The organism is Promicromonospora sp. MS192, assembly GCF_049532985.1.
Classification (GTDB): Bacteria; Actinomycetota; Actinomycetes; order Actinomycetales; family Cellulomonadaceae; genus Promicromonospora.
This window is the reverse complement of record NZ_CP186693.1, coordinates 5,945,956-5,961,363: the sequence shown is the minus strand read 5'-3', so window position 1 is coordinate 5,961,363 and position 15,408 is coordinate 5,945,956. Positions and strand designations below refer to the sequence as shown.

Genomic DNA, 15,408 nt, shown 5'->3' with positions numbered 1-15,408 from the left:
CGGTCGCCAGCCCCGAGATCGGTCCGTTGAACGACCGATCTCGGTGCCTCCGACCGAAGTCGACAGGGCAGATCGGGCGGGGGACCGATGTCAGTGCCGGGCGGGCCGCGTCAGCTTCGCGCCCGGGAGCGTCCGGCGTGGGACACCGTTGCCTGGCCCAGCACCCGCGTCCCTCGGTACACGACCAGGGACTGACCGGGCGCGACGCCTCGCAGCGTACCGCCCGTCAGCTCGACCTCCATCCCCGGCGTCGCCGGACCGCCCGCGGTCGCCAGCTCACCCGCGGACGCTCGACCGCCCGCGCTCGCCAGCTCACCCGCGGACGCCGACTCACCCGCAGTCGCCGTCTCACCCGCAGTCGCCAACTCACCCGCAGTCGCCAACTCACCCGCGGACGCCGACCCACCCGCGGACGCCGACCCACCAGCGGACACCAACTCACCCGCGGACGCCGAACCAGCCCCGGCCCCAACCCCAGCCGACTCCACCCCGGCCACCGCGCGGACGCGCGCCGCGACGGGTGCCCCGTGCGCGCGCACCTGCACCTCGGCGTCGAACCAGCCGTCCGCGTCCGGCACGACGGCACCCTCCGGCGCCCCGGCCCCAGGCCCGGCGCCGTCCGGCAGCACCCCGTCGAACCACAGGGCCTTCTCCCCCGCGATCCGGTCCACGCTCAGCAGCTCGGCCGGGCCCACCACCACGGTGTTGGTCGCGGGCTGCACGTCCACCACGTAGCGCGCCCTGCCGTCGGCCGCCGGACGTCCCAGCGCGAGGCCCCGCCGCTGTCCCACGGTGAACGCGTAGGCGCCGTCGTGCTCTCCCACCACCTCGCCGTCGACGTCGACCACCTCGCCCGGGCGCGAACCCAGGCGCTCGCGCAGGAAGCCGCGGGTGTCGCCGTCGGCCACGAAGCAGATGTCGTAGGAGTCGGGTTTGGCCGAGACCGACAGGCCGCGGCGCGCAGCCTCGGCGCGCACCTCGTCCTTGGACGCGAAGCCGCCGAGCGGGAACATCGCGCGGGCGAGCCGCTCGGGCCCCGCCACGGCCAGCACGTACGACTGGTCCTTGGCGTCGTTCGGCGAGCGGTGCAGCTCGCGCACGGTGCGCGCGCCGCCGGCGGGCAGGGCGACCTCCCGCGTGACGATCTGCGCGTAGTGGCCCGTCGCGACGGCGTCGAAGCCGAGGGCGGTCGCCTTGTCGAGCAGGGCCTCGAACTTGATGTGCTCGTTGCAGCGCACGCACGGGTTGGGGGTGCGGCCGGCCTCGTACTCGGACAGGAAGTCGGCCACGACCGTGTCCTCGAACCGCTCGGACAGGTCCCACACGTAGTACGGGATGCCGAGCACGTCGGCGGCCCGGCGGGCGTCGCCGGCGTCCTCGATGGAGCAGCAGCCGCGCGAACCCGTGCGGAACTGGTCCCGGTTGCGGGAGAGCGCCATGTGCACGCCCACCACGTCGTGCCCCGCCTCCACGGCGAGCGCGGCGGCCACGGCGGAGTCCACGCCGCCCGACATGGCGGCCAGCACCCTCACGAGACACCGCCCAGCGCCCGGCCCGACACCAGGCCCGCGGCCTGGGCCCGGGCGACCACCTGGGGCAGCGCGGCCACGAGCCGGTCGACGTCGGACTCGACGGACGTCGACCCGAGCGTGAACCGCAGGGCGCCGCGGGCCTCGGTCTCGGGCACGCCCATCGCCAGCAGCACGTGCGACGGCTGCGGCACGCCCGCCTGGCACGCGGAACCGGTCGAGGCCTGGACGCCCGCCGAGTCGAGAAGGTAAAGGAGCGAGTCGCCCTCGGCGCCCGGGAACGTGAAGTGGGCGTTGCCCGGCAGGCGCAGGCCCGACGCCGGGTCCGCGCCGCGCAGCACCGCGCCCGGGGCGGCGTCCCGCACCCGGGCGACGAGGTCGTCGCGCAGGGCGGACAGACGGGCCGCGCGCTGCGGCAGGCACTCGACGGCGTGCCGCGCGGCGACGCCGAAGGCCGCGATCGACGCCGTGTCCAGCGTGCCGGATCGCACGCCGCGCTCCTGGCCGCCGCCGTGCAGCACGGCGTCGAGCGCCAGGTCCCGCCGGGCCAGCAGCGCGCCGACGCCGACCGGGCCGCCGAACTTGTGCCCGGACACGGTCATGGCGTCCACGCCGGACGCCGTGAAGTCCACCTCGGTCTGACCCACTGCCTGCACGGCGTCGGTGTGCACGGGGATGCCGTAGGGCCGGGCGGCGCGCACCACGTCACGGACCGGCTGGATGGTGCCCACCTCGTTGTTGGCCCACATCACGCTGATCAGCGCGGTCTCGTCGCCGTGGGCGGCGAGCTCGGCGCGCAGGGCGTCGAGGTCGAGCACGCCGTCGCCGTCCACGGGCAGGAGCACGATCTCGGCGCCGGCGTGGCCGGCCAGCCAGAACGCGGGGTCGAGCACCGCGTGGTGCTCGACGGCGGAGACGAGCATGCGGGTGCGGCGCGTGTCCTGGGCGCGGCGCCCCCAGAAGATGCCCTTGATCGCGAGGTTGTCCGCCTCGGTGCCGCCGGACGTGAAGATGACCTCGCTCGGCCGGGCGCCCAGGGCGTGGGCGAGGGTCTCGCGCGCCTCCTCGACCGCACGGCGCGACGTACGGCCCGCGGAGTGCAGCGACGACGCGTTGCCGGTGCGCTGCGCCTCGGCGACGAACGCCGCGAGCGCCGCGGCCGACATGGGCGTGGTCGCGGCGTGGTCGAGGTAGGCGCCGTCCGGCTCGCGGGGCGCCTCGCCGTGCGCGCCGGACACCGTCAGGGGCGCGCGCTCGGGCTCGGGGGGCGGGGTGGTCACGGTCATCAAGTCTACGAACGTCTCCGGGCCGCCAACGCTTCCCGTGGTGTGACCCACGCGATCCCCACGCGAAACGAAGACCGCTGAGAGCGGGACACTCGCCCTCCCGAGGCGTTCGGAAGGGCGAATGTCCCGCACTCAGCGGCTCGGGTCAGCGGCTCGGGTCAGCGGCGGCCGCGGTAGACCTGGACGACCGTGGGGCGCGGGCCGCGGAAGTCGCCCGCCTCGGGGCGGACACCGGCCGCGACGTAGTCCGGGAAGAAGGACTCCGGTGCGTCGAACGAACCGTTCTCGCCCGGGTGCTGCACGTTGACGTAGACCATGCCGTCGCGCGAGTCGACCAGCGGGCCGCAGGTCTCGGCGCCGGCGGGCACCGAGAGGAACTGCTGCACGTGACCGCGCTCGCGGCCGGCGACGGGCACCTTGAACAGGCCGTCGCACTTGGCGATGCCGCTGGAGCTCGGCTGTCCGTCGGTGGAGATCCAGAGGTTGCCCTCGGCGTCGAACGCCAGGTTGTCCGGGCACGAGATCGGCGAGACCCGGTCCTTGGGGTAGCCGGAGAAGTACGTGCCCTCGACGGCCGGGTCGCCCGCCACCAGCAGCAGGTTCCACGTGAACCGGGTGGAGGTCTGGTCGCCGGACGGGATGATCTCGACCACGTGGCCGTCCCGGTTGCCGTTGGTGGTGACCCCGTTCACGACCTTGTGGGTGCGCGGGTTGGGCTCCGTGGCGCCCTCGACCGTGTTGGTCGGGGTGCGGCCGGAGTTGTTGGTGCACGCGACGTAGATGCGGCCCGTGACGGGGCTGATCTCGACGTCCTCCGGGCGGTCCATCTTGGTGGCGCCGACCTTGTCCGCGGCCAGGCGCGTGTAGACCAGCACCTCCTCGAGGGACATGCCGGGCACCTTGCTGCGGCCGTCCTTGACCAGCGGGATCCACTCGCCGGTGCCGTCGAAGGCGCCGTCGGAGGGCAGGGCACCCGAGCCGTCGATCTCGGCGGCCGGCGAGTCGCCGGTGAACTTCGCGACGAACAGGTCGCCCTCGGACAGGAGGGTCTTGTTGTGGGCGCGCGCCCAGCGGGAGTCGCCCTTGGCGACGCGGTTCTTCGAGACGAACTTGTAGACGTAGTCGAACGCCTGGTCGTCGCCCATGTAGGCCACGGCGTGGCCCGAGCGGGACAGCGTGACGTTGGCGCCCTCGTGCTTGAACCGGCCCATGGCGGTGTGCTTCACGGGCTTTGCGTCCGGGTCGTACGGGTCGATCTCGACGATCCAGCCGAACCGGTTGGCCTCGTTCTCGTAGCCCTCGGACTGCGCGAAGCGGGCCTCGTCCTTCTCCCAGCCGTAGCTGGTCGAGGAGCCGATGCCGTAGCGGGCGTCGGCGGTCGGGTTCGCGCCGGCGGCCACGAAGTAGCCGTTGAAGTTCTCCTCGCCGGACAGCACCGTGCCCCACGGCGTGGTGCCGCCCGCGCAGTTGTTCATGGTGCCGAGCACGCGGGTACCCGTGGGGTCCGCGGCGGTCTTCAGCAGGTCGGAGCCCGCCGCCGGGCCGTCGAGCACGAACTCGGTGCCCAGGTGGATGCGCCGGTTGTAGACGCTGATCCGCTGGTAGTCCCACGGCTTGCCCGTCGAACGACGGCGCACCTCGACCACGGCCATGCCGTGCGCGGCGCGCTCGATCGCACGCGCGTAGGCGTTCTGGGTGCGGCTGCCGTCGGCGGCGGTGTCCCAGTACTTCTCCGTGGGCGGGAACATGATCTCGGCGTTCGTGTACTCGAGGTTCGACACCAGGAGCCCGCGGGTGCCGCGGCTCTTGTCACCCGGCCGGATCGGCAGGATGTCGAGGTAGTCGCAGTTGTAGCCGAACTGCTTGGCCTGCTGCTCGGGCGACTGGTTGTCCGGGTCGAAGGTGCGGGCGCCCGGGAGGATCGGGTCACCCCAGCGGATGATCGGGTCCCAGGTGTAACCCTCGGGCACGACCAGCGCGTCGACGTCGACGGGCTGCGGCTCGATGGCGCCGAAGGCCAGGCCGCGACCGTCCCCGTGCCCCGGCAGGCGGCCCTCGGCCAGCGTCGCCGCGGTGGCGGACGGCGCCCCGGCGGCCTGCGCGCCGATCACCACGGCACCGGCGGCGACCGCCATGGTGCCGAGCATCGCGCGGCGCGACAGCACGGAGCTCACGACGTCCTTGAAGTACTCGTTGGCGCTCTCGTTCGGAGCGGGGTGAAGGCACGCGTCATTGCACTTGAGGCGGCAGGTCACGGGGCTGCGCTTGCCACGCGCGTGCGTGTGCACCGTCAGCAGGGGGCGGTTCTCAGGGGCGATCGTCATCGGAGGTTCTCCGGTCCGAAAGGGGGGTGGGACGTCGTCAACCTAGGAGCAGGCGGTGTCCCGGCCGCGAAAGCCCCGGTACGCCCAGGTGAACGGGACATGTCCGGCAGGTGGTGAGGGCTTTCCTCACCCGAGGATCGCGTGGCTGGTGACGTCCCGCCACCCCTCGGCGCGCAGGAGCTGCTCCGCGCCGCGCGACCGCAGGCCGCGCTCACAGACCACGAGCACGGGGCCGTCCAGGGGATGGTCCAGCAGCTCCGCCGGGAAGTTCCCGGCCGCCAGGTCCTCCAGCCGTGCGAACACGGCACCGGGCACGGCGCCCGGGCGCAGCCCGACGTCCAGGAGCAGGACGCCGGGAGCGGGCGCGACCGCGGGGCCGTCGGACGGCGTCGCGGTGACGCCCCCGGACGCCACAGCACCCCCCGCGGAGTCCGCGGAGCCCGCAGGATCCGCTTCATCGCCCGTGAGCCCCGCGGCACCCCCGGCGTGACCCGGCGCACCACCCTCGGACGACGCCCCGGCGCCCTCGTCCGCCCCGCCCGGCGCCGCCAGCGTGATCGTGTCCCACCCCGAGGTGCGCGCGTCGTAGGCCAGCAGCCGGCCCAGCGCCGGGTCGCCCGTCCCGGTCAGCACCTTGACCGCCTCGACCGCCATGGTCGAGCCCACGACGCCGCACGCCGGGCTCAGCACGCCGACCGTCGCGCACGACTCCCCCTCGGGCGGCTGCGGTCCGAACACGTCCGGGTAGGTGATGGCGCGCCCGTCCGGGGCGGCCGACCAGAAGACGCTCACCTGACCGTCCCAGCCGAGCACCGTGCCCCAGACGACGGGCAGGCCCAGCGCCGCGGCGGCGTCGGACACGGCGTACCGGGTCTCGAACGTGTCCGACCCGTCCACCACCAGGTGGTAGCCGGCCAGGGTCGACGCGGCGTTCTCGCGGGTCAGCCGGTCGCGGTGCGCGATCACCCGGACCTCGGGCGCCAGGGCACGCAGCGCGTCGGCGGCGGAGTCGGTCTTGGCGCGGCCCACGTCGGCCGCGGTGTGCAGCACCTGGCGCTGCAGGTTGGAGGTCTCGACGGCGTCGTCGTCGATGACGCCGAGCGTGCCGACGCCGGCCGCCGCGAGGTACTGGAGCACCGGCGACCCGAGACCACCGGCCCCGACCACGACGACCCGCGCCGCGGCCAGGCGCTCCTGCGCGGCCACCCCGAACCCGTCGAGCAGCAGGTGACGGGCGGCCCGTCGCCGCTCGGCGGGCCCGAGCCCGCCCGCAGGGGTCATGATCGGCTCCACCACGTCATCCCACCACCCCGGTGCGCCGCGCCTCAGCCCTTGTGCCGGCGGATCTCCGCCGCGGCCTGCGGGAGCACGTCGGCGAGCTGCCCGACCACCGCGAAGTCGCAGATCTCGAAGATCGGGGCCTCCGGGTCGCTGTTCACCGCCACGATCACCTGGGACGCCTGCATGCCGCCCCGGTGGTGCGGCGCGCCCGAGATGCCGGCGCCGATGTAGACGCGCGGGGCGACGGTCACGCCGGTCTGTCCCACGTAGGTGTCCCACCAGCCCTCGAACGCGGCGTCACGCGACGCGCCCACCGCGGCACCCAGGGCGTCCGCGAGGTCCTCCACGGGGCCGAAGTCGCCCTCGGTGCCGCGCCCGCCGGCCACCACGATCGCCGCCTGGTCGAGCGGCGGGCGGCCGCTCGTGTCGGCCTTGACCGCACGCGACACGAGCGTCACCGGGGACGGCGCCACCTCGACGGCGTACCCCTCGGTCACCGGCTCGACCGCGGCCTGCGCGGGCTGCGCCACGGCGGAGTTGGCCCGGACGGTCACGACGGCGACGTCGGTGGTCACGGCGCACTCGGTGTCCCACGCCCCGGCGAACACGCGCTTGCCGGCCACGACCCGGCCGTCCACGTCGCGCACGGAGGCGGCGTCGATGACCAGGCCCGCGCCCAGGTCGCGGGCCGCGAGCGCCGCGGCCTCCTTGGCGGCGAACGAGGTGGGCAGCAGCACCAGGTCGGCGTCGGTCAGCCGGACGGCGGCGGCGAGCGCGGCCGCGACGACGGCGGGCAGGTGCCGCTCGTCGCCGCTCACGCAGGCGCCGTCCCGGGACAGCTCGGCCTGGTGCACGGTCTCGACGCCGTAGGTGCCGAGCTGGGCCAGCACCTCGACGGTCGGGGCCTCCAGGGTGACGGCCTCGACGCGGCCGAGGCCGCGGGCGATGGTGAGGAGCTCCAGGGCGCTGGTGCGGACCTCGGTGGCCGGGTCGAGCAGGACCAGGACGGTGCGGTTGGTCATCACGTGCCTTTCGTCAGGCGCTGTCTGTGTGGTCTGGGGGCTCCGGTTCCGCTCCGGCTCAGACCAGGTCGTTGCGGATGAGGAAGCCGGCCAGGGCCACGCCGCCCTCACCCTTGTCGGTGACGATCTCGGGTTCGGCCCGCTCGGGGCGCGGGGCCGCGGCCAGCACCTCGGTGCGGGCCCCGGAGGCACCGGCCACGGCGGTGTCCAGCCCGAGGTCGGCCGGCGACCACACCTCGATCTCCTTGGTGCGGGCCGCCATGATGAGCTTGAAGCCGGGGAACCGCGGCTGGTTGGCGCCGTCGGTCACGGACAGCACGGCGGGCAGCGGCGCGGACAGCACCTCGGTGGCGTCGTCGATCTCGCGCGTGATCGTCAGCACGCCGTCGGCGAGGTCGACCTTCTTGGCGAGGTTCAGGGTGGGCAGGCCGAGCTCGGCGCCGAGCAGCGTCGGCACCACGGAGCCGAGGCCGTCCAGCGCCGCCATGCCCGTCACCACGAGGTCCACCGGCGACTCCTGGCCGAGCCTGCGGATCGCGGCGGCGAGCACCGCGGCGGTGCCGAAGTAGTCCGAGCCGGCCAGCTCGTCGCCGGACACCCGGATGCCGCGGTCCACGCCGAACTGGAAGGCCTTGCGCACGGCGAGGTCGCCGTCGGGGCCGGCCATGGTGACCACCACGACCTCGCCCTCGTCCGGGCCGATCGCGCCCGAGGCCCGCTCGGCCTCCAGCAGCCGCAGGGCGGCCTCGATCGCGTTCTCGTCGAGCTCGTTCAGGCTGCCCTCCGCGGCCGCACGGACGACCCGGCCACCGGAGAAGCCGCGCTCGGTGTTGATGTCCGGGACGTACTTGACGGTGACGACGATGCGCATGGGGTTACGGTACGACGCCGAGCGGTGTGGCACGGATCGTGTCCGCCGACAGTCCTGCAACGATTGATCACATGGCGCAGTCAGAAAGAGTCGAACCGCAGCGGGCGCCGGGCGAGCCGCCGCCCCGTCAGGTCGTGCGGCCGCTCATCCGGCCGACGGCCCGGCGCAGCCACGTGCCGCCGCTGGGCGTGTACGTCACGCCCGACGGCGGCATCGACGCGGCGGTGCTCGCGTCGCACGCGACCGCCGTCGACCTGTGCCTCATCGACGTGACCGACCCGGCTCTCGACGAGCACGATCCCGCCCGGTACACGGAGCGGCGGGTCGAGATGGTGGGTCCGGTGTACGGCGTCTGGCACACGCACGTGCCGGACGTCGCCCCGGGCCAGCGCTACGGCTTCCGCGTGCACGGGCCCTGGGACCCGCACGCGGGGCTGCGGCACAACCCGGCCAAGCTGCTGGCGGACCCGTACGCGCGGGGGTTCGCGGGCCGCCTGCGCTACGGGCCCGAGGTGATCGGCTCGGTCTCGGCGCGGCAGGACGACCGGCCCGGCCCCGGCCTGTGGCTCGGCGACCCGTACGGGGCGGCGGACGGGACCGACTCGCTGCCGTACGTGCCGCACTCCGTCGTGGTCGGGCCGCTGACGCCGCCACCGCCGCTGACGCGGCCGCGCGTGCCCTGGGCGGACACCGTGATCTACGAGGCGCACGTGCGCGGGCTGACGATGCTCCGCGAGGACATCCCCGCCGAGCTGCGGGGCACCTACGCGGGGGCGGCGCACCCGGCCGTCGTCGAGCACCTGCTGAGCCTCGGTGTCACGACGCTGGAGCTGCTGCCGATCCACAAGAGCGTGGCCGAACCGCGCCTCGCCGCGCACGGGCTGCCGAACTACTGGGGCTACAACACGCTCGGGTTCTTCGCGCCCAACGCCGCCTACGCGACCCGCGCCGCGCAGGAGCAGGGTGCGGAGGCCGTGCTCGACGAGGTGCGCGGCATGGTGCACCTGCTGCACGAGGCGGGCATCGAGGTGCTGCTCGACGTGGTCTACAACCACACCGGCGAGGGCGGCGACGACGGCCTGCACCTCGCGTGGCGCGGCCTCGACAACCCGGTCTACTACCTGCACGACGGCGCCTCGCCTGCCGCCCTGGCGGACGTCACCGGCACCGGCAACTCCCTCGACTTCCGGCGCCCGCGGGTGATCCAGATGGCCCTGGACTCGCTGCGCTACTGGGCGCAGACGGTGGGCGTGGACGGCTACCGGTTCGACCTGGCCGTGACGCTGGGACGCGGCAACGTCGGCTTCGACCCGGACCACCCGTTCCTCGTGGCGCTCCAGACGGATCCGGTGCTGTCGGGGCTCAAGCTGGTCGCGGAGCCGTGGGACGTAGGGCCGGGCGGCTGGCAGACGGGCTCGTTCCCGCCGCCGATGGCGGAGTGGAACGACCGGTTCCGGGACGCCGTGCGCGGGTTCTGGCTCGACGCGCCCAAGCAGGGCGTGCGCGGGCAGGAGATGCTCGGCCTGCGCGACCTGGCCACGCGGCTGGCGGGGAGCGCGGACCTGTTCGGCCCCGGTGACCCGCCGCTGGTACGCGGGCCCGTGGCGTCGGTCAACTACGTGACGGCGCACGACGGCTTCACGCTCGCCGACCTGGTGGCCTACGACCACAAGCACAACGAGGCCAACGGCGAGGGCAACCGCGACGGCTCGGACAACAACCTGTCGTGGAACCACGGCATCGAGGGCCACACGCCGTCGGGCGACGACGCCACGACCGACCCCTGGCAGGCCATCGTGCCGCCGCGTCGCAAGTCGCAGCGCAACCTGCTGGCCACCCTGCTGCTGGCGGCGGGCACCCCCATGCTGACGGCGGGCGACGAGCTGGGCCGCAGCCAGGGCGGCAACAACAACGCCTACGTCCAGGACAACGAGACGTCCTGGATCCGGTGGGCGCTCGACGACGCCGCCACCGACCTCCTGGAGACCACCCGCTACCTGCTGCGGTTGCGGCGCGAGCACGCCGCGCTGCGGGCCGACTCGTTCTACCTGGGCTCGCCACGGCCGCACGAGTCGGACCCGGACCTGCTGTGGTTCGCCGAGACCGGTGCGCTGATGGAGCCCGCCACCTGGAACGAGCCCGGGCGGCGCGTGCTGCAGATGCTGCGCCCCGGGCCCGGCGCGGGCGACGCCGACGTGCTGCTGGTGCTCAACGGCGGTTTCGGCGACGTCGCGGTGACCCTGCCCGCCCGGGCGGACGGCGACGCACCGTGGGAGCTGGTCTGGGACTCCGGGTGGGACGCCCCGCGCGTGCCCGAGGACGAGGCCGGGCCGCGGACGGCGTCGACCCTCGACCCGCTCAGCATCCAGGTGCTGCTCTCGCCAGGCCGTACGTAGTTCACCCCGGGGACGGCCGAGGGGGCTGACCGTGGCGCCCGCGACCTGGCTACAGTGCGGTCATGACTGACTCCGTCCACAACAACGACGTTGCCGCCGCGGGGAGCACCGACGTGATCGTCGTCGGCGCGGGCCTGTCGGGTCTCGTGACCGCGACCGAGCTGACCGCGGCGGGCCGGCGCGTGGTCCTGCTCGACCAGGAACCGGCCGCGTCGCTGGGCGGTCAGGCGTGGTGGTCGTTCGGCGGGCTGTTCCTGGTGAACTCGCCCGAGCAGCGCCGGCTCAAGGTCCGCGACTCCGCCGAGCTCGCGTTCGCCGACTGGCTGGGCTCCGCGCAGTTCGACCCCGGCGCGGAGCGCGGCGAGGGTCCGGACCGGTTCGGGTACCGGTGGGCGCAGGGGTTCGTCGAGTTCGCCGCGGGCGACATGCGGCCGTGGCTGCACGGCAAGGGGGTGCGCTGGTTCCCGCTGGTGCAGTGGGCGGAGCGCGGCGGCTACCCGGCCGGCGGCCACGGCAACTCGGTGCCCCGCTTCCACGTCACCTGGGGCACCGGGCCCGCGATCGTCGCGCCGTTCGTCGCCGCGGCGCACGAGGCGAACCGGGCCGGGCTGCTCGACCTGCGCTTCCGGCACCGGGTCACCTCGCTCGTGGTCACCGACGGCCGCGTCACCGGCGTCCGCGCGGAGGTCCTGGCCGACGACGACGCCGGGCGCGGCGAGCCGTCCGGCCGTACCGTCACCGGCGAGGTGGAGCTGTCCGCCCAGGCCGTCGTCGTCGCCAGCGGGGGCATCGGCGCCAACCACGACCTGGCCCGGGCCCGGTGGTCCGCGAGCGCCGGGCGCCTCCCGGAGCGCATGCTCTCGGGCGTGCCCGACTCGACCGACGGGCTCATGCTGGGCGTCGCCGCGGCCTCCGGTGCGGCGCTGGTGCACGAGGACCGGATGTGGCACTACCCCGAGGGCATCGCGAACCACTCGCCGGTCTGGTCGAAGCACGGCATCCGGATCCTGCCCGGCCCGTCGTCGCTCTGGCTGGACGCCGACGGCAACCGGCTGCCGGGCCCGCTGTTCCCCGGGTTCGACGCCCTCGGTGCCCTGCAGCACGTGACCTCCCGTGGCGACGACCACTCCTGGTTCGTGCTGAACAAGACCATCATGGAGAAGGAGTTCGCACTGTCGGGCTCCGAGCAGAACCCCGACCTGACCGGCAGGTCGGTGCCGCTGCTGCTGGAGCGCGTGCGCGGCCGGTCGGTGCCGGTGCGCACCTTCGCCGAGCAGTCGCAGGAGTTCCTGTGGGCCGACACCCCCGCCGAGCTCGCGGCCGCGATGAACGCGCTCACCGAGGCGACGCCCGGGTCGACCGGGCACGTGGACGGTGAGGCCCTGGCCGCGCTGATCGCCGCCCGCGACGCCCAGGTGGCCACCGGGCTGGGCAAGGACCCGCAGGTCGTGGCGACGTCGGCGGCGCGGCACTTCATCGTGGACAAGGCGATCCGGGTGGCGCCGCCGCGCGCGCTGACCGACCCGCAGGACGGACCGCTGCTCGCGGTGCGCCTGTCGGTGCTGACCCGCAAGACCCTGGGCGGCCTGTGGTGCGACGAGACGGGCCGGGCCCTGACGCCGGACGGCGAGGTGCTGGACGGGCTGTGGGCCGTGGGCGAGGCCGCGGGCTTCGGGGGCGGCGGCGTGCACGGGCACCGCGCCCTGGAGGGGACGTTCCTGGGCGGCTGCCTCTTCACGGGGCGGACGACGGGCCGGGCCCTGGCGGAGTCGCTCTGAACCCGGCTGACCCGGCTGCGCGCGTCGGCCGGGTCGGCCGGGCGGTGCCGTCTCCCGCTACCGCAGCAGGGCCTGGCCGTCCTCCAGGCTGATCACCACGGCGCCCTGGGCGCAGCGGGTCACCAGCTCCGTGGGCCAGTCGTCCGTCAGCCGCACGGTCTCCACCGTCTCGTCGGCACCGGCACCGGCCACGTCCCCCGGGCGCAGCCCGGTCACGCGGCTGCTCCGCGCCCGGCCGAGCCGCGTGCGCACCGGGTCGGGCCGGTCGAAGAACCAGTGCGTCGGCGCGTTGGAGTCGAGCGCGTCCGCGAGGCGTTCCAGGTCCCGGGCGGCCAGCCGCAGCGCGGGGGCCACCCAGGTGCCGTTCTCGGTCACCATCGCCTCGGTGCGGCGCGGGTCGGTGAGGCCCACGCGGGTCCCGTCCCGGAACGAGCCCGCGGCGAGCCCCAGGGCGAGGTCGCGCACCGGCGCCCCCGCCACCGCGCCGAGAAGCTGGGTGGCCAGCACGTGCGGCACGTGCGACACCAGCGCCACCGCCTCGTCGTGCAGCTCGTCGGTGAGCACCGCGGCCGTGCCGCCCAGCGGCCCGGTCACCAGGGTCAGCACCCGCACGAGCCGGTCCGGGTCGGTACCGGGCCCCACCGTCACCGCCCACGGGACGCCCTGCATCAGCTCCGCCGACGACGCCGCGAAACCGCTGTGCTCGGTACCGGACATCGGGTGTGCGCCGACATACCGCTCCCCCAGGCCGGCCTCGGCGACCGCCTCCCGCACCGGCCCCTTCACCGAACCCACGTCGGTCACCGTCGGGTCCCAGCCGGGCTCGCCCGCGAGCGCGTCGGCCAGCTCGGCAGCGACCGACCGCATCGCGCGCAGCGGCGCGGCGAGCACCACGACGTCGGGCCGGTTGGCGGCCAGGCGGGCGACGTCGTCGGCCACCGTGAGGCCCGCCGCGCGGGCCTCGCCGCCGGAGACGGGGTCGGTCGCGACGACCGGGACCGCCGCGGCCTGGAGGGCGCGGGCGATCGAGCCGCCGACCAGCCCCAGGCCGACGACGCCGACGCTCACCACAGCAGCCCCCGGCCCCGCGCCGGGTCGGCGTCGGCCGAGGAGACCGAGCCGACGGGCACGTGGTCGGGGTCGAGCGGGCCGTCCAGGGTCCGGAACCCGGCCCCGGCGGGGAACAGCCCGAGCGTCTTGAGGGAGTCCCCCGCGGCGAGCAGGTCGCTGAGCACCTCGCGGGCGCCCGGGGCCCACGGGGCGTCGTCGAACGTCACGACGAACACGTACCGGCTCTCCTGCGCCTTGAGCGGCCGCGTGATGAGGCTCGACATGTTCACGCCGCGGTCGCCGAAGGCGGCGGTGATCCGCGCCAGCACACCGGGGCCGGTCACCGACGGGGTGATGGCGAGCATCGTCTTCCACGCGGTCTCGCCGGCGGCCCGCGTGCGCTCCAGGTACGCGCCGGCCACGGCACGCCGCGTCAGGACGAGGAACCGGGTCCGTCCGCCGCGGAAGTCCTCGACCGCCGTCGCGTAGGTGTCCAGCCCGTACAGCTCGCCGCAGATCGTGGGTCCCAGGGCGACGGTCCCGGGCCCGGCGTCGCGGCACGCAGCCGCGTTGGACGACGCCGGGGCCGTCGCCAGCCCGGTGCTCGTCACGAAGCCGGCGCACTGCGCGAGGCCGTGCGGGTGCGCGGACACCTCGGTCAGCTCGCCGTGGTCCGGGCGCACGAAGGCGTCGAAGGACACGTCGATGGCCACCTCGTCGACGGCCACGACGTCCGCGCTGGACAGCAGGGCGTCCAGGGACGGCACCACGTAACCCTCGACCGAGGACTCGACGGCCACGACGCCGAACCGGGGGCTCGCCGACCCGTCCGTCGGAGGGCCGGCCGCAGAGTCCGCCGCGACGGCGTCGTGCACGTCCTTGACCGTGGCGAGCGGTTCCGCGACGACCGCGCCGTCGGGCGCGTACCGGCGGGCCCAGTCGAGCGCCGCCTGGTGGGTGAAGGTGCCCTCGGGACCCAGGTACGCGACCCGGGTGGCGGGGCGACCGGCCGGCGCCGTCATGCCCACCGCGGCGTCAGCGCGTCCGGACCGGGCACGAACGAGTCGCCCGGCAGCACCGCGAGCGTACGGTGCGCGACCCCGCGCTGCGTGAGGGCGGCGACGAGGTCGTTCAGCACGTCCGACGTGGGGCACGAGAACGAGGCGAAGAACGCGTGCGGACCGCCCGAGGAGGGCTGGCTGCGCAGGTGGACCAGGTCCAGACCGGCGTCGGCGATGACGGCGAGCGTGGGCTGGAGGGATCCCAGGTGGTCGTCGGACGGCCCGAACGCCAGCCACACCTGCGCGGGCTCGGTGAACGGCGGCCAGTCCGCCCGGGACTCCAGGAGCCCGTACCAGACGGGTCCGCCCGCGGCCAGCGCCGCGCTGTCCGGCAGCTCGGTGAACCCCGCGGGCACCCGGGACCGTTCGATCACGAGCGAGCCACCCTCGCCGGCGAGCGCGATCCGCTCCGCCACCGTCGCCCGCGTGGGCACCAGGCGCAGGCTCGCACCCAGGCCGCGCAGCACCGTGGCGCAGTCCCGCACGCCCGCCTCGTCGATCACCACCTGACCACCCGTGGCGCCCGAACCGACCCAAACCCACTGACCGGGCACCGCGACGGCGGCCGTCACGATGAGCGACGCGTCGCCCTCCAGCAGGGCCCGCTCGAGGCCCGGCGCCGGGTGCTCCGGGTGTCCCAGGTGCACCACGGCGGCCAGCGCGTCGATGCTCGCCACGGTGGCGAGCGTGTCCGCCGTCGTGCCGAGGTCGAGCAGCTCCACCGGGTCGTTCCAGCCCGCCATCCGCGCGGCGAGCACCGCGTGCGCGGGAGACTCCCGCTCGCTCCGTCCTAGCATGTGCGCAACCTAC

The 15,408-nt window shown here is 74.9% G+C and carries 11 protein-coding genes; 2 read left to right on the top strand and 9 right to left on the bottom strand.

What is annotated here, in order from left to right; translation table 11 throughout:
- Positions 1-110 precede the first annotated feature (110 nt).
- The 6 genes from mnmA to ACO229_RS26545 form a co-directional block, all read right to left on the bottom strand.
- Positions 111-1,532, bottom strand: coding sequence for a tRNA 2-thiouridine(34) synthase MnmA (gene mnmA, locus ACO229_RS26570; protein ID WP_423463278.1), 1,422 nt, complete (start codon positions 1,530-1,532; stop codon positions 111-113).
- Positions 1,529-2,815: a cysteine desulfurase family protein gene (locus tag ACO229_RS26565; RefSeq protein WP_423463277.1), complete on the bottom strand. Its 1,287-nt coding sequence runs from the start codon at positions 2,813-2,815 to the stop codon at positions 1,529-1,531. The genes mnmA and ACO229_RS26565 overlap by 4 nt, the downstream gene beginning before the upstream one ends.
- Positions 2,816-2,973: 158 nt before the next feature.
- Positions 2,974-5,139: a PhoX family protein gene (locus ACO229_RS26560; protein WP_423463276.1), complete on the bottom strand. Its 2,166-nt coding sequence runs from the start codon at positions 5,137-5,139 to the stop codon at positions 2,974-2,976.
- Between the two features lie 126 nt (positions 5,140-5,265).
- Complete coding sequence (locus ACO229_RS26555) at positions 5,266-6,420, bottom strand: ThiF family adenylyltransferase (protein ID WP_423463275.1); 1,155 nt, start codon at positions 6,418-6,420, stop codon at positions 5,266-5,268.
- A 44-nt stretch (positions 6,421-6,464) separates the two neighbouring features.
- Complete coding sequence (locus ACO229_RS26550) at positions 6,465-7,442, bottom strand: electron transfer flavoprotein subunit alpha/FixB family protein (protein ID WP_397432831.1); 978 nt, start codon at positions 7,440-7,442, stop codon at positions 6,465-6,467.
- A 58-nt stretch (positions 7,443-7,500) separates the two neighbouring features.
- A complete protein-coding gene (locus tag ACO229_RS26545) occupies positions 7,501-8,313 on the bottom strand; it encodes an electron transfer flavoprotein subunit beta/FixA family protein (RefSeq protein ID WP_397432832.1) in 813 nt (270 codons plus the stop codon).
- A gap of 71 nt (positions 8,314-8,384) precedes the next feature.
- Between ACO229_RS26545 and glgX the strand changes: the two genes are divergently transcribed.
- Positions 8,385-10,709, top strand: a complete 2,325-nt coding sequence (gene glgX / locus ACO229_RS26540; protein WP_397432834.1) for a glycogen debranching protein GlgX — start codon at positions 8,385-8,387, stop codon at positions 10,707-10,709.
- A 62-nt stretch (positions 10,710-10,771) separates the two neighbouring features.
- Entirely contained in the window at positions 10,772-12,487 is a 1,716-nt protein-coding gene (locus tag ACO229_RS26535) for an FAD-binding dehydrogenase (RefSeq protein ID WP_397432835.1), read from the top strand.
- Positions 12,488-12,544: 57 nt separating this feature from the next.
- Here ACO229_RS26535 and ACO229_RS26530 read toward each other — a convergent pair whose 3' ends face one another.
- The 3 genes from ACO229_RS26530 to ACO229_RS26520 are packed head-to-tail and all read right to left on the bottom strand — an operon-like array spanning position 12,545 to position 15,395.
- A complete protein-coding gene (locus tag ACO229_RS26530) occupies positions 12,545-13,555 on the bottom strand; it encodes a prephenate dehydrogenase (RefSeq protein ID WP_397432837.1) in 1,011 nt (336 codons plus the stop codon).
- On the bottom strand, positions 13,552-14,559 hold the full coding sequence (locus tag ACO229_RS26525; RefSeq protein WP_423463274.1) for a prephenate dehydratase: 1,008 nt from the start codon (positions 14,557-14,559) through the stop codon (positions 13,552-13,554). The genes ACO229_RS26530 and ACO229_RS26525 overlap by 4 nt, the downstream gene beginning before the upstream one ends.
- Positions 14,556-15,395, bottom strand: a complete 840-nt coding sequence (locus ACO229_RS26520) for a hypothetical protein (RefSeq protein ID WP_423463273.1) — start codon at positions 15,393-15,395, stop codon at positions 14,556-14,558. Before ACO229_RS26520 ends, ACO229_RS26525 begins: the two co-directional genes overlap by 4 nt.
- Between the last annotated feature and the right edge of the window lie 13 nt (positions 15,396-15,408).